The 15,024-nt window shown below is 65.0% G+C and carries 13 protein-coding genes; all 13 read right to left on the minus strand.

The annotated features are described in order from the left end of the window. Position 1: 1 nt before the first annotated feature. The 13 genes from BW934_RS08425 to dpsA all read right to left on the minus strand — a co-directional run bounded on the left by BW934_RS08425 (position 2) and on the right by dpsA (position 14,962). Positions 2-760 (minus strand): 3-hydroxyacyl-CoA dehydrogenase, encoded by a 759-nt coding sequence (locus tag BW934_RS08425; protein WP_076347055.1) that lies wholly within the window; start codon positions 758-760, stop codon positions 2-4. 12 nt (positions 761-772) lie between these two features. After that, positions 773-1,951: a thiolase family protein gene (locus BW934_RS08430; RefSeq protein WP_076347057.1), complete on the minus strand. Its 1,179-nt coding sequence runs from the start codon at positions 1,949-1,951 to the stop codon at positions 773-775. A gap of 4 nt (positions 1,952-1,955) precedes the next feature. After that, positions 1,956-3,605: an acetate--CoA ligase gene (locus tag BW934_RS08435; RefSeq protein WP_076347059.1), complete on the minus strand. Its 1,650-nt coding sequence runs from the start codon at positions 3,603-3,605 to the stop codon at positions 1,956-1,958. A 23-nt stretch (positions 3,606-3,628) separates the two neighbouring features. Next, positions 3,629-4,699, minus strand: coding sequence for an enoyl-CoA hydratase/isomerase family protein (locus BW934_RS08440; RefSeq protein WP_076347061.1), 1,071 nt, complete (start codon positions 4,697-4,699; stop codon positions 3,629-3,631). A gap of 18 nt (positions 4,700-4,717) precedes the next feature. Further along, positions 4,718-6,160, minus strand: coding sequence for a CoA-acylating methylmalonate-semialdehyde dehydrogenase (locus tag BW934_RS08445; protein ID WP_076347063.1), 1,443 nt, complete (start codon positions 6,158-6,160; stop codon positions 4,718-4,720). 24 nt (positions 6,161-6,184) lie between these two features. Beyond that, entirely contained in the window at positions 6,185-7,075 is an 891-nt protein-coding gene (locus BW934_RS08450) for an NAD(P)-dependent oxidoreductase (RefSeq protein WP_076347065.1), read from the minus strand. A gap of 7 nt (positions 7,076-7,082) precedes the next feature. Then, positions 7,083-8,810, minus strand: coding sequence for an acyl-CoA dehydrogenase family protein (locus BW934_RS08455; protein WP_234969690.1), 1,728 nt, complete (start codon positions 8,808-8,810; stop codon positions 7,083-7,085). 177 nt (positions 8,811-8,987) lie between these two features. Continuing rightward, positions 8,988-10,229 (minus strand): class I SAM-dependent rRNA methyltransferase, encoded by a 1,242-nt coding sequence (locus tag BW934_RS08460; RefSeq protein WP_076347067.1) that lies wholly within the window; start codon positions 10,227-10,229, stop codon positions 8,988-8,990. A gap of 20 nt (positions 10,230-10,249) precedes the next feature. Then, positions 10,250-11,140, minus strand: a complete 891-nt coding sequence (dapA, locus tag BW934_RS08465; RefSeq protein ID WP_076347069.1) for a 4-hydroxy-tetrahydrodipicolinate synthase — start codon at positions 11,138-11,140, stop codon at positions 10,250-10,252. A gap of 15 nt (positions 11,141-11,155) precedes the next feature. After that, on the minus strand, positions 11,156-12,373 hold the full coding sequence (dapG, locus tag BW934_RS08470) for an aspartate kinase (RefSeq protein ID WP_076347071.1): 1,218 nt from the start codon (positions 12,371-12,373) through the stop codon (positions 11,156-11,158). Between the two features lie 18 nt (positions 12,374-12,391). Further along, a complete protein-coding gene (locus BW934_RS08475) occupies positions 12,392-13,429 on the minus strand; it encodes an aspartate-semialdehyde dehydrogenase (RefSeq protein ID WP_076347073.1) in 1,038 nt (345 codons plus the stop codon). 28 nt (positions 13,430-13,457) lie between these two features. Then, positions 13,458-14,060, minus strand: a complete 603-nt coding sequence (locus tag BW934_RS08480; protein ID WP_076347075.1) for a dipicolinate synthase subunit B — start codon at positions 14,058-14,060, stop codon at positions 13,458-13,460. Beyond that, a complete protein-coding gene (gene dpsA, locus BW934_RS08485) occupies positions 14,051-14,962 on the minus strand; it encodes a dipicolinate synthase subunit DpsA (RefSeq protein ID WP_076347077.1) in 912 nt (303 codons plus the stop codon). Before dpsA ends, BW934_RS08480 begins: the two co-directional genes overlap by 10 nt. Positions 14,963-15,024: the final 62 nt, after the last annotated feature.

The following is a 15,024-nucleotide window of genomic DNA, read 5'->3' on the forward strand; positions in this document are numbered from 1 at the left end:
GTCAACGAGGTTGCATGCGCAGCGCGCCGTCCAAGCGAATGACTTCGCCGTTCAGCATGGGATTTTCGACAATGTGGCGCGCCAATTGGGCGTACTCGCTTGGGCGCCCGAGGCGCTGTGGAAAGGGCACCTGTTGACCGAGCGACTGGCGCGCGGCCTCCGGCAGGGCCATGAGCAGCGGGGTCTCGAAAATGCCCGGCGCAATCGCCACCACGCGAATTCCGTAAGCGGCAAGCTCGCGCGCCGCGGGCAAGGTCAGGCCGACGACACCCCCCTTGGACGCCGAGTAGGCCGCCTGGCCAATTTGCCCCTCGTACGCGGCAATGGAAGCGGTGTTGATGATCACCCCGCGCTCGCCGTCCTCGAGCGGGGGCGCTTCGGCAACGCGAGCCGCGACAAGCCGCATCACGTTGAACGTGCCCACGAGATTGACCTGAATGACGCGCGTGAACGTCTCGAGCGAGTGCACGCCCCGCTTCGAAAGCACCTTTTCCGCGGGCGCGATCCCGGCGCAGTTCACCACACCCCGCAGCACGCCGTGCCGACTGGCTTCGTCCACCGCCTGCCGGACGTCGTCCTCGCGTGTCACGTCGACGCGGAAAAACCGCCCGCCGATCTCCTGCGCGACGCGCTCGCCCCGCTCTTCCTGAATGTCGAAAAGGATGACCTGAGCGCCGGCTTCCGCGAATGCCCGCGCCGTTGCCTCGCCGAGGCCCGAGCCGCCCCCGGTGACGATGAACGTGCTACCCTCAAATTTCACGGTGTGTCCTCCTTATCCGTCCAGCCGTTCGATCACGGTCGCGTTGGCCATGCCCGCGCCCTCACAGATCGCCATGAGGCCATAGCGGCCCCCGCGCTGTTCAAGGGCGTTCAACAGCGTGGCCGTGAGGCGGGTGCCGGTCGCCCCGAGCGGGTGACCGAGCGCGATGGCTCCACCGTGTACATTCACGCGGTCCCACGGTGCGCCAAGTTCCTTTTGCCAACCCAAAACCACCGGCGCGAAGGCCTCATTCACCTCGAACAGGTCGATGTCCTCGAGGCGAAGACCGGCGCTTTGCAACACCTTTCGCGTCGCCGGGATCGGGCCCGTCAGCATGGTGACCGGGTTGACACCCACGACGCTGAACGCGACAAACCGCGCCCGCGGCCGCAGCCCAAGCTTCTCCGCCGTCTCGCGCCGGACGACGAGCGCCGCGCTCGCGCCGTCCGATATCTGGCTCGCATTCCCCGCCGTGATGAGTTCCAAATCGGGGAACGCGGGTTTCAGGGCCATCATCTTCTCGAGCGACGTGTCCGTGCGGATACCCTCGTCTTCCGCAAACGTCCCCGTGGCTTTGGCGAGAGATAGCGGGACCGGGACGATTTCATTCTTGAACCTGCCCTCGCTCCTCGCCTTGGCCGCCAGCTCGTGGCTGCGGAGTCCGAACCGGTCGAGGTCCTCCCGCGTGAATCCCCACTCCTTCGCCAAAAGCTCTGCCCCAAGTGCCTGGTCGAAAAACGACCGGTTGTACTGGCGCATGTGATAGCGCGCCTCCAGCGACTCGGTCATCGGGGTTCCGTGGACGCCAATCGAGCTCATCATCGGCACGCGCGACATGGCCTCCACGCCGCAGGCAATCGCGATCTCATACGCCCCGCTCATCACCCCCTGCGCGGCAAAGTGCAGGGCCTGCAGGCTCGATCCGCACTGCCTGTCAATGGTGCATCCAGGTACAGACTCGGGCAGCCCCGCGGCCAGCCACGCGTTTCGCGCGATGTTCACAGACTGGTCGCCAATCTGGGTCAGACAACCTGCGATCACGTCGTCCACCGCCTCGGGCGGAAGCTGGTTCCGCTCGACGATAGCTTTCAACACGTGACCCAACAGATCGACCGGATGCACGTCCTTCAAGCTCCCATTTCTCCGGCCAATCGGCGTGCGGATGGCATCGACGATCACGGCTTCGTACATGGTGTCAACCTCCCTGGCCGCCGTGCCGCGACGGGCGCGAGCCTTTCCACTCGCGCTCCCGCAACTCGACGCGCCGAATCTTTCCTGACGCTGTCTTGGGCAGATCTTCCACGAATTCAATGGCGCGCGGATACTTGTACGGCGCGGTGATCTGCTTCACGTGTTGCTGCAACTCGCTGACGAGCGCCTCGCGGCGCGCTTCGTCCGTGGCCACAAGCCGGTGAAGTTCAGCGTCCTTCAGCACGACAAACGCCTTGACGATGGCGCCCCGCACCTCGTCCGGGCTCGCCACCGCCGCGCACTCCCGCACCGCTGGGTGCTTGACCAAGGCGTCCTCCACCTCAAACGGACCAATGGTGTACCCGGCGCTGATGATGATGTCGTCCGCCCGGCCGCTGAACCAGAGATAGCCGTCCTCGTCTTTTTCGGCGCGATCGCCCGTGATATACCACGGGCCGCGATACTGCGCCTCGGTGCGCTCGACATCCTTGTAGTAGCCCCGGAAGAGCGCTGGGAAGTCGCGGCGCACGGCGATGTCTCCCACTTGACCCGGCCCGAGTGGCCTGCCCTCCTCGTCGACGATCTCGACAGCGCCTTCGACCGTCGGCCGCCCCATCGAGCCGGGCCGCAGCTCCGTGTCGACGCAGGTCGCGACGAGCAGGGTGTTCTCGGTCTGGCCGTACCCGTCGCGAACGTTGACATGGAAATAGCGCCTGAAGGTGTCGATGACCTCGCGGTTCAGGGGTTCTCCAGCACTCACGGCCTGGCGCAGCGACGAGAGGCGGAACCGCTCGAGTCCATCCACCTTGGCCATCAGCCGGTATTCCGTCGGGGTGGCGCACAGCACGTTGACCTGTTCTTCGTCTATCAGGCGGAGGAAGGTCTCGGCGTCGAATCGTCCCCCGTAGTGGAACCCCGTCGCCCCCGACATGAGCGTGGCGACGAAGGGGCTCCAGATCCACTTCGCCCACCCAGGCCCCGCCGTGGCCCACACCACGTCCGTCGGTTCGATGCCAAGCCAGCGTTTGGCGGCGATGTGCCAGTGGGCGTGGGCCCAGCCGTGCACATGCATCACGCCTTTCGGGTAGCCCGTCGTGCCGGACGTGTACGAGAGAAAGGCGAGATCGTCCCGGCGCGTCGGGGTCACCTCCCATTCGTTCGGCGCGGAGCGGACGAGATCCTCGTACGAGAGCCAGCCTTCCCGCGGCGCCTCGACCACCACGCGCAGCTTGGCCGAGGGCACGTCGTGGAGCGCCGCTTCTGCGCGGTCCGCGAGCGACGCGTGGGCGATCACGCCTTTCGCTTCCGCGTGCCGCAGGCGGTAGGCGATGTCCGCCGGCATGAGCAACTCGGACCCTGGCAAGACGACGGCCCCGAGCGAGAGAATCGCGAGATAGATGGCGTACGTCTCCGGGCGGCGAGGCATCAGCACGAGCACGCGGTCGCCCTGGCGCAGGCCGAGATCGTAGAGCGATGACGCCAGGCGAAGCGATTCGCTGCGCAGCTCACCGTAGGTCAGCGTGCGCCTGAGGCCGTTGTCCGAGCGCCAGATGAGTGCGCGCTTGGACGCGTCCTTATCGAGGATGGCGCTCGCGAGGTTGTACGTCTCCGGTGCGATGAGCTGCGCGAAGGCGGCAATGGGCGATGACTCCATCTCACAACGCTCCTCTCGGGAACTCAATCGACAAAGGGAATGGCGACGTGCGCCATGGGGTGAAAAAAGGCCTCGACCTCGTCGGGTGTGACGTCCGCGAGATCGGCATGCCGCCATCTCGGGCGTTGATCCTTATCCACGAGCCGTGCGCGGACGCCTTCGACAAAGTCCCCATCGCGGATGAAGTGAAGCGCCAAGCTGAGATCGGTCTGCAGGACTTCGCGGTACGTCGCGCGCCGCGCGCGGTCGAGGGCCGCAAACGTGACCGCCAGCGAGAGCGGCGACCGCTGGCGCAAGACCTCGAGCGCTTTCGCTGCGAACGGATCTCGCGCGGCCGCCTCGCGCAGGCCATGCACAATCTCCTCGAGCGAGGCGCGCACAAAGTAGGCCCTGACGGACCGCAGGAAGTCGGCCGTATCGCCCGACGGCCCGGAAGATGGGGCGAGCCTCTCTGCCAACCATCGGCCGAGTTCATCCGCCCCCTGCCCCTCGTGGCCGCGCTCCGCAAGCTCGGCCTCGAACGACGCCCGCTCGCCGCTCGGAAGCCAGGCGTTCGCCATGCCTGAGGCGAGGAGAACGTCGGCGCCCACGGTCTCGCCGGTGAGCGCGAGATACCCGCCGAGCCCGCCCTCCAGCCGGCTGAGGGCATGGCACATGCCGACGTCCGGGAAAAAACCGATGCCCGTCTCTGGCATCGCAAATCGCGTGCGGTCCGTCGCGACCCGCCAGGCCGCACCGTACGTGAGGCCGACGCCCCCTCCCATGACCACGCCGTCCCAGAGAGCCAACACCGGTTTCGGAAAGCGAGTCACCTGGTCGTCGAGCGCATACTCTTCGGAGAAAAAGGCCGTGGCGGTCTCGAGATTCGGCTCGTCCTTCGCGTCGTACAGGGCGCGAATGTCGCCGCCGGCGCAGAAGGCGCGATCGCCTTCGCCCACGAACACAACGAGCTGAACCGACGCATCTTGCGCGATCTCGTCCAGATGGCGCCTGATGAGGCGGATCATCTCGAGGCTTAGCGCATTCAGTTGCTTGGGGCGATTCAATACGAGCCACGCCACGGTGCCGGTCTGTCGAAACAAGACGCTATCCATGGGCCACCTCACTCTCGCTCAAAACCAGCGCGTAGAAACGACCTTTTTCCGAGTGAAAAATTGGACAAGTTCCTTGCCGTTTTCGCCCGTCACCCCGTAGAACGAGTCCTTATGACCGCCGAACGGGAAGAATGCCACCGGCAGGGGCACGTTCACGTTGATACCCACCATGCCAGCGTCGATCTGGTCTCGGAAACGCTGCGCGGCCTTGCCACTCTGCGTGTAGAGGATGGCCCCGTTCGCGTAGCGCGACCGGTTGGCGATGGCGATGGCCTCGTCGAGATCGCGCGCGCGCACCACGGCGAGGACCGGGCCAAACAGCTCCTCCTGCCAGACGCGCATGTCAGGTGTCACGCCGTCGAGCAGACACGGGCCCAGGTAAAAGCCCTCGGGGTGTTCCTCCGCAGCCGGTCTGCCGTCCACGACGAGCCGCGCCGACATGGCCGCCTCGTCGACGTAAGCGCGAACCCTGTCGCGATGTTCCCTCCGGATGAGCGGCGTCACGTCGACCCCCTGCTCAAAGCCGGAACCCACCTTCATGCGCCGCGCGCCGTCGGCGAGCCGCTCCACGACTTCGTCGGCCACAGACCCGACGGCGACCACGACCGACGTGGCCATGCAGCGCTGGCCGCCGTTGTGGAACGCGGCGCGCAGGATGCCGTCGATGGTCGGCTCTAGGATGGCGTCCTCGAGGACGATGGCGTGATTCTTCGCGCCAGCAAACGCCTGCACGCGCTTGTGATGACGAGCGGCTGTCTCGTATACATAGGCGGCAGTCCTCGTCGAACCCGTGAAGTTGACCGCGACAATCTCCGGATGCGAGAGGATGGCGTCGACGGCGTCTTTGCCGCCGTTGACCGCCTGGAGGACGCCGTTCGGCAGGCCCGCTTCGTGAAACATCTCGACCAGGCGCAGCGTCGTCATGGGCGTCTGCTCGGAAGGCTTCAAAACGAGGGCGTTGCCCGTGACGACCGCCCAGCCCATCACCCACAGCGGGATCATGGCCGGAAAGTTAAACGGTGTGATGCTCGCGACGACGCCAAGCGGATACCGGTAATACGTCTGCTCCAGGCCTTCCGACACGTCTGGGAGCGATTCCCCCATCATCAGCGTGGGCGCTGACAGCGCGTGCTCCAAGCCCTCGATCCCGCGGTCCACTTCGGCCTGCGCGTCCAGGAAGCTCTTTCCGTGTTCCGTCGTGATCATCCGCGCGATGTCGTCCCGCTCCGCCTTCAGCTTCGCGAGAAATTCAAACACCACCCGGGCTCGCTTCGCGACCGGCACGCGGCTCCAGACGGCGAATGCCGCCTTGGCGCCTTCCACGGCGCGCGCCACATCCCCGTGCGTCGAAAGCGGCGCCTCCGCGATGACCTCCCCGGTCGCAGGGTTATACACGGGCGCGGTGGCCTCCGTTTGCGCTTCCACCCAAGTCCCGTTCACGAAGTTGTTGAGACGGCGCATCTGGATTCCCCTCTTTCCGGGCGATCACGCCCGCTTTGCGTTTTTGACGTCCTGGATGTAGCGATACATGGCGGCCATGTCGAGATCGGCGTATCCGTGTTCGGCCGCGCGTTCGTACATTTGAATCAGGACATCGGTCATGGGCAGATCGAGCCCCTTCGCGGCGGCCATGTCCTTGGCCAGGTGCAAGTCCTTGATCAAGAGGCGGGTGGTGAAGCCCGGTTCATAGGCATCTTGCGAAATGAACAGCTTCCAGTTCCGCTCGTAAATTCGGCTTTGTCCGTAGCTCACATTCAAGATCGAGAAGAGCTGCTCGAGGTCCATGCCCATTTCGCCCGCGAGCGTGAGCGCCTCCGCGACGGCGAGCGTGTAGTAGCCGATAAAGTAGTTGTTGACGAGCTTCACGACCGAGCCGGCGCCGACATCTTCGCTGATGTGAAACACGTTTTGCCCAATGAGGTCGAGAAGCGGTTTGGCTCGTTCGAACGACGACTTCGGGCCACCCACCATCACCGTGAGCGATCCGTCCACGGCGCGTTCGACGCCGCCAGAGACGGGCGCCCCAAGGTATTCAATTCCCTTCCGCGACAGCGCCTCGGCCACTCGATGGTTGACCTGCGGGGACACGGTGCTAAAGTCGATGACCAGTTGATGCTCCCGACCTTCCTGCGCCACCATGCCTTCGAACACGTCTGTCACTTCGGTCGGTCCGGGCAGGCTCGCACAGATGACGTCCGCCGCGCGCACGACCTCGAGCGCGGATGCATGCACAAGCCCGCCCTCCCGCGCAAACGCCTCGCGGGATCGTTCGACCACGTCGAATCCGTGAACCTCATAGCCGCCGCGCACCAGATTCAGGCTCATCGGCAAGCCCATCTTGCCGAGCCCCAGAAACCCAATCACTGGTTTTTCCATAGGTCAGTCACCTCACCTGATCCAATACGTACGCCGCAATGGCGTCGAACACGCCGATCTCGTCCGGCATGTCGGGTTCCACGACCTTCACGCCGAGGTGCCGCGCAGCCTCGCGGAGCGGGGCGAACCCGAAGCGCATCGCATCGGCCGCACTCGCCAAAGCGAGCTCGGCGCCGAGATCGCGCGCGGACCCGCGCGCATCTCCAGCCAAGGCGATGCGCAGAAGGGCCGACTCCAGCGCGTACATCCACATGTGGGCATCGGCCAGGCGGCGCACCAGCGCCTGCTTGTGCACGAGCTCAGCGCCCCACCTGGCGAGCGCTGGTTCGGCGACGCTCGCAAACGCGGACTTCATCGTGGCAACGAGCTGCGCCCCAGCTTCGAGCGCCGTGCGCAGATGGCCCGCGGGCAGGCGGTTCACCGCCGCCGTGATCAGCGCAGGCTCGACATCTGAACAAGCGCTTGCTTCACGCGAACGAGAGAGAAGCACATCGCGCACCACCGCAAGGCGGTTGATTTCATTCGTCCCCTCAAAAATGCGCGTGATTCGAGCGTCGCGATACATGCGCGCGACTTCGTAATCCTCCATATAGCCGTAGCCGCCGTGAATTTGCACCGCTTCGTCGATGACGAAGCCCTGCACCTCCGTCGCCAGCACCTTGTTCAAGGAACACGCGGAGATACACGACGAGAGCGCCGCCGCGACGAGTCTGACCTTTTCGCCGGGGTCAAGATCCGACCGAAGCGCGCACTCGAGTGCCCGTCGCTTGCCTGGCGCCAACTCGCCTGCGGTGCGATACGCGGCACTCCGAGCGACAAAGTACCGCGCCGCCATCCACCCGAGCTTCTCGCGGATCATCTCGAACGAAGCGATAGGTGCGCCAAACTGGCGCCGCTCTTTGGCGTAGCGCGCGGCCAAGCGCAAAGCCCGCCTCGATTGACCCAAGGCGTAGAGCGCCATCTTGTGCCGCGCCAAGTTGAGCACCGACAGCGCGATGCGATGCCCTTGGCCCTCTGCGCCGAGCAGCGCCGCCTTGGGCACAGCCGCCTCGTCCAAGATGAGCGACGCCGTCGGGCTCGCGTGGATGCCCACCTTTCGCTCCTCTTTGCCTACCGACACACCCTCCAAATCTCGGTCGACGAGAAACGCGGTCATGCCGTGCTGGGCCAGTTGGGCAAAGACGACATACACGCCGGCGACGCGCGCATTGGAGATCCACTGCTTCTGGCCGTTGAGCACATAACACCCGCGCGATGCATCCAACCGCGCGTTTGCCTTGCCGTGCAACGCATCCGAACCGGCATCCGGCTCGGTGAGCGCGTACGACGCGACCACCTCGCCCGAAACGAGACGAGGCAGATACTTCATGCGCTGCGCTTCATCGCCGAAATACAAAATCGGGTGGAGCGCAACCCCGCTGTGAATGTTGATGGAGACGCCAAATCCGCCCGTCTCACCGAGCGCCTCGGCCACCAAGAGCGCCGACAGAGGGTCCAATTCCATGCCCCCATACGCCTCCGGCAGGTCGACCCCGATCAGGCCCAATTCACCCGCCTTGCGATAAAGCGCTTTCAAGGTGTCCACGTCGCCCGATTCGAGCGCGTCCATGCGCACAAGCACGTCTCGCTCGACAAAGGAGCGCGCCGTCTCCTCGATGAGATCATGCTCGTCGCTTCGGCGCTCGGGCGTGAGCACGCTCTCTAGCCCCGGGTTCAGCTCATGGGTGACATCCACCGTGCGACGCATCCCCTTCCCTGCGACATCGCGCGCAAGCGGTTTCATGGCATGCAGGCACACCGCGGTGAACGGCCGCCTTCGCGCCGCGCGCACAACATTATGCAATCATTGTATAGATTCACTATACCCCGCGGGCGCCCTGCTGCGCAAGACCTCGGCCACGGCGCAGCCAGCTCATCGCCGGCTGCGCACCTCGTAAATGAGAAACTTCAAGTAGTGTTGCTCGGGCGCTCCCGCGTTCTGAGGATGATCGCTCGCTGCGCGCGCATCGCGGACGACGCGCAGCACTTTGTGCGCATCCACAGCCGCGTCCAGGACCGTCTCGCGGAACCGATCGGGCGACATGTGATACGAACAGCTCGCCGTCACGAGAAACCCTCCATCGCGCAGGATGCGCATGGCCCGCAGGTTGATCTCCTTGTAGCCTTTGGCCGCCCGCTCGATGGTCGATCGCGATTTTGCAAACGCCGGCGGATCGAGGATGACCACGTCGTAGCGCGCTCCCTTGGCGTCTTCCTCCCGCAGGAAGTCAAACGCGTTTGCCACGATGAACTCCGCCCGATCCGCGACGCCGTTTCGGCGCGCATTCGCCTGTGCGAGCGCCACCGCGTCCGCGGAGATGTCGACGGCCTTCACGTGCGATGCGCCGTAGTGCAGGGCGTGCACCGCAAACGCGCCGGTGTGGCAGAAGCAGTCGAGCACGCGCGCGCCATCGCCGCCGTCCGAACTCGCGCCGAACAGCGCTCGCCGCTTGGTCCACCCCGTCATGAGCGGGCGGATGGCCGCGCGGTTCTCCGTCTGATCCCAAAAGTACCCCGTCTTCTGTCCCTGCCGCAGATCGACCTGAAACGCGAGCCCGTTGTCGATCACGTCGACCACATCCGGCACTTCCCCGTACGCGGTCTGCACCACGAGCGGCAGACCCTCGAGCGCGCGCACTGGCACGTCGTTCCGCGCCAGAACGCCACGAGGCTTGTACACATCGACCAGCGCCTGAAGCGCGTCATCGAACAACCGCTCCATCCCCGCCGTCAACACCTGTGCGACGAGGACGTCCCCGAACCGGTCCACCACGAGCCCTGGGACGAAGTCCGCCTCTCCGTACACGGCGCGGCCGTACTGCAAGGCCTGCGGCGCAAACCGCTCGCGGTACTCCGCGGCCTGGCGGAAGCGGCGGCGGAAAAAGTCCACGTCGATGGGCTCGTCCTGTCGGTAGGTCAACACGCGCGCAAAAATTTGCGAGGCCGGATTCGCATAGCCTCGCGCCAGAAACGCGCCCTGGTGATTGACGATGTCGACGAGATCGCCCGGCTGGAGCGAGCCGTCCACTCGCTCCACCTCCGAGCGGTAAATCCACGGATGACCCTGTTCCAACCGCCGCCTTCGATCGCGGCGCAGGACGAGGCGCGTTGCCAAAAGGGCGTCTCTCCTCTCTATCACGAGCTGGTTTCCACAACCCCGAGCGCGTTCAGCAGAGCGTACAAGTGCTCCCTGAGCGCCTTGGACGCCGGCACGAGCGGCGGCCGGACCGATCCGACGTCGATCCCGACGATGGAAAGCGCCTCCTTGACCGGCGCGGGGCTCGCCTCCATAAACATCGCCTCGAAGATGGGCAACAGCCTGCCACTCCAATACGCGGCTTCGTCCACCTGTCCCTGCCAGAACAGGTCCATCATCGTCCGGATTTGGCGGCCGACGACGTGACCCGCCACACTCACGACGCCCGCCGCACCGACGGCCAGCATCGGCAGGGTGAACTTGTCGTCGCCGCTGTACAACAGAAAGTCGTCCGGCTTCTCCGCGGCAATGCGCAAGATCTGCGAGAAGTCGCCGCTCGCCTCCTTGAGCGCCACGACGTTCGGAATGGCCGCCAGTTGCAAAGCCGTCTGAGGCTGCAGGTTCACGCCCGTGCGGCCGGGCACGTTGTACAGCATGACGGGCAGGGTGGTCGACTCGGCGATGCTCGCAAAGTGCATGTACAGCCCTTCCTGCGACGGGCGATTGTAGTACGGCGCCACGAGCATCACGCCCTGCACACCCAGCCGCGCGGCTTCGAGCGTCAACTCAATTGAATCCTTCGTCGAATTGGTTCCCGTGCCCGCGATGACGGGTATGCGGCCGTCCACCGCCCGGAGCGTCGCATCGAACAGGCGCAGCTTCTCCGCGTGGCTGAGCGTGGGGGATTCACCCGTCGTTCCGCACACCACGATGGCCGTGGTCCCCGTGTCAATGAGATGGTCGACGAGCCGCCGCAGGCGCCCCTCGTCCAGTGCACCCGTGGCATCAAACGGCGTGACCATCGCCGTGATGAGGCTTCCAAAATCCATACGCATCTCCCCTGTTCAGGTTCCCGAAAGCTGAAAGGCGCGATGCAGGGCGCGAACCGCATCCTCCATCTGACGGCCATCCACGAGCACCCAGATCGTCGTGTGCGAATCCGCAGATTGCAGAATTTCGATCCCGGCCTGTGCAAGCGCGTCCACAATGCGGGCCATGACGCCGGGAACCCCCATCATCCCCGCACCGACCGCGGAGACCTTTGCGCACCCGGGCCGCGCCTCGACGCGATACCCCAGTTGCGACAGGTGATGGCAGGCTGCATCTGCCAGCGCGTCCGGGACGGTGAACGCCACCTCCGAGGGCGTCACCGAAATGAAGTCCACGGAGATGTGGTGTTCCGCCATCAAGCGGAAAATGGAGGACGCGCCGATGCCCTCGCCGCGCACGCGAATCTGCGTCACATTCGCGGTATGCGCAATTCCCGTGACGTAGCGGTCCATCACGCGTCCGTGCTCGAGGGGCGCAGCCGACTGCGTCACGAGCGTGCCGGGATCATCCGACAGCGTGCTGCGCACGCGAATGGGCACGTTGCCCTGCATGGCAAGTTCTACTGCGCGCGGATGGATGACCTTAGCCCCTTGGTAAGCCATGTTGCAGATCTCAGTATACGTCACCTGGCGCAGCTGGCGCGCGTCTTCGACAATTCGCGGATCGGCCGTCATGATGCCGGAGACGTCGGTGAAGATATCCACCACTTCCGCGCCGAGGGCGACGCCGAGCGCCGTGGCCGTCGTGTCGCTCCCGCCTCGCCCGAGTGTGGTGACATCCCCGGACTCCGTGCACCCCTGAAACCCTGTGACCACCGCCACTTCGCCCGCCTCGAGCGCGGCCTTGAGCGCATCGGTTCGCACATCCAGGATGCGGGCGTTCCCGAAGTCGTCCGACGTCACGATCCCGGCCTGCGCGCCCGTGAACACGCGGGTGCGAAGGCCTCGGCTGCGGAGCTCGTGCGCAAAGACGACGGCGGAGATGATCTCGCCGCAACTCATCAGAAGGTCGCGATCGCGCAGATCCGGCTCGTGCCCCGCTCCTTCCCCGGCTTCGAGAAGGCTGAGCAGCGTATCCGTCGCGTAGGGATCTCCGCGGCGGCCCATGGCGGAAACCACCACCACGACCGCGTACCCCTCATGCAGGGCGCGTTCGACATGGCGGTACGCCGCGCGCCTGGTCTCCGGCGTCGCGACCGACGTACCCCCGAACTTCTGCACCACTATCTTCACAGCGCTCGACTCCTTCGCTTAGCCCGCCATTTCGATGAGCTTCTCGGCAATTTGCACCGCATTCCATGCCGCGCCCTTGAGGAGGTTGTCGGCGACGATGAAGAGCAGGATGGAGCGCGGATCGTCCAGGTCTTGGCGCACGCGGCCGACGAACGTCTCGCCGTGGTCCTCGGCCATCCGCGGATGGGGATACAGGCAGGCGGCGAGATCGTCCACGAGGACGACGTTCTCGGCGTTCGCGAGCCGCTCACGGACCTGCTGGACGTCGACGGGCTCGCGGAACCGGACGGCGACCGATTCGGCGTGGCCGTACAAGACGGGCACGCGCACCGCGGTCGGCGTCACGCGCAGCGAAGGAAGTTCAAGGATTTTGCGCGACTCGTTCACGAGCTTCATCTCTTCCTTCGTGTAGCCGTTCTCGAGGAAGATGTCGCACTGTGGAATGACGTTGAATGCCATGGGCACGTGATGGTCCTGCTTCACGACGGGGAACACGGTCGTCACGTCGCGCTCGCCCGCCTCGGTGCGCCGGACCTCCTCCCGCAGCGCGTCGATGGCGCGCTGGCCCATGCCGCTCACCGCTTGGTACGTCGAAATGGTGACATGCTCAAGGCCAAACTCGCGCAGCGCGTGGAGCACCACAACCAACTGAATGGTGGAGCAGTTTGGGTTGGCAATGATCCCGCGGTGCTGTCGAAGGGCGTGCGCATTCACTTCCGGCACGACGAGCGGCACGTCGTCGTGCATGCGAAACGCCGACGAGTTGTCAATCACAATCGCGCCGCGCTCCACCGCGATGGGTGCCCAGGTCTCGCTGGCCGACGCGCCCGCGCTAAAGAGGGCGAGATCGACGCCGTCAAACGATTCGGGACGGACCGCTTCCACCTCGAGTTCCTGTCCGCGAAAGGAAACGCGCGTCCCTGCCGATCGCGGCGAGGCGAGCAACCGAACATCCCCCACCGGAACGCCACGGCGTTCCAGCGTCGACAACATGCGCCTGCCTACGGCGCCCGTCGCGCCAAGAATGGCGATTGTGTATCGCTCTTTTCTCTCCATCCCCAAACTCCTTCTCCCAGAATCGCGCTCAGGGCCTGTCTTCGCGCCACCGTTCGATGAGCACGGGCTGAAGCTGGCGGCCATCGAGGGCAGCCGCGACGGTCTCAGGGATCAACCGCATGAGCGCAACAAGCGAGTTCATTTTAACATGCGGCGCATCTTGGCCAAACGGCACGAAGTAGATATTCTTCGCATTCATGAGCGTCGCAATGTTGTACAAACTCAAGCCTAGCCCATCGTTTGTCGAGATGGCAACTACGACAGGCCGCCCGTTGCGCAGCGTGGCCTTGGCGGCCATGAGCACGGGCGAATCGGTGTTGGCGTTCGCGAGCCTGCTGAGCGTGCTGGCCGTGCAGGGCGCGATGACAAAGGCATCCAGGGCCCTTGACGGCCCGAGCGGCTCCGCGTCCGGGATCGTCGTGATGGCCTGATTGCCTGTGACTTCTTCGATTTTCTGGGCCCACTCGCCCGCCTTGCCGAACCGCGTGTCGGTGTGCATCACGTGATGGGAAAACACGGGCACGACGCGCGCGCCGAGTTCACAAAGCCGCTTGACTTCCGGAAAAATCTCTTCGTACGTGCAATGGCTCCCTGTCACACCAAAGCCGATCGTCTTGCCGCTCAGGTCCATAACTCTTCCTCCTCGTAGGCCGCTTCGTCGTCTTCCGCCAGCATGCGCGTGATGGACGCCGCAATGATTCGGCCTGCCGTGCGCGGCGCCACGATGCCGGGAAGGCTCGGCGTCAGAATGGCCTTCATGCCCCGCCGCTCGGCGTAGCGGAAGTCCGTGCCTCCTGGCTTCGATGCAATGTCGATGATCACGGCTTCGCGCCGCATCCGCTTGATCACGGCGGCCGGCAGCACCATGGCAGGGATCGTGTTGAACACGATGTCCGCGTCGTGCACGGCGTGCTCGATGTGCTTGAGCGCCACGGGGATGAGCGACTGCTCGTGGATCCGGGCGAGATCGCGCGGGTCCGAGGCGCACACGTGCACCACGGCGCCCATCGCGTGAAGCTTGTGCGCGAGCGTCTGCCCGCAGCGGCCGAAGCCGAGCACCACCGTCTTCGCGCCGTGAAGCGTGATGTCGGTTTCCTGCATGGCGATAGCGATCGCGCCTTCCGCGGTGGGAATGGAGTTCAGGATGGCCACGTCGTCCAGCTCCATGAGCTTCACCAAGCGAAGGGAGTAGCGCTGGCACCATTCCGTCAACACGCGGTGCGCGATGCCGGTGAAGACGAAGGTGCCGGGGCGCATGGCCTGGAAGTACGCTTCTTTGAGTTCGACGGGCTGCGGCGCAAATGCGGTGTCGACGCGCCCGTCGTCCTCCATGCCCGCGACGGGCAGGACGAGCGCATCTGCCTCCGCGAACACGGCCTCGCTCGGTTCGGCGAACGTGGTGTCGGCAAAGGTGCGCGTGACGTCCGAGAAGCCGATGAGCGTCGCGCTCGCGTCGTTGTCCGTAAGTTGAGCGATGACTTCCAGCTGGCGCCTGTCTCCACCGACGAAGACCAGGTGTTTGCCTGTGAGCATTGGGGTCACCTCGCGATTGGCATGCGCCATAGCTTATGACACGCGCCCACGAGGGGTGAGAG

The organism is Alicyclobacillus vulcanalis, from assembly GCF_900156755.1.
Taxonomy (GTDB): Bacteria; Bacillota; Bacilli; order Alicyclobacillales; family Alicyclobacillaceae; genus Alicyclobacillus; species Alicyclobacillus vulcanalis.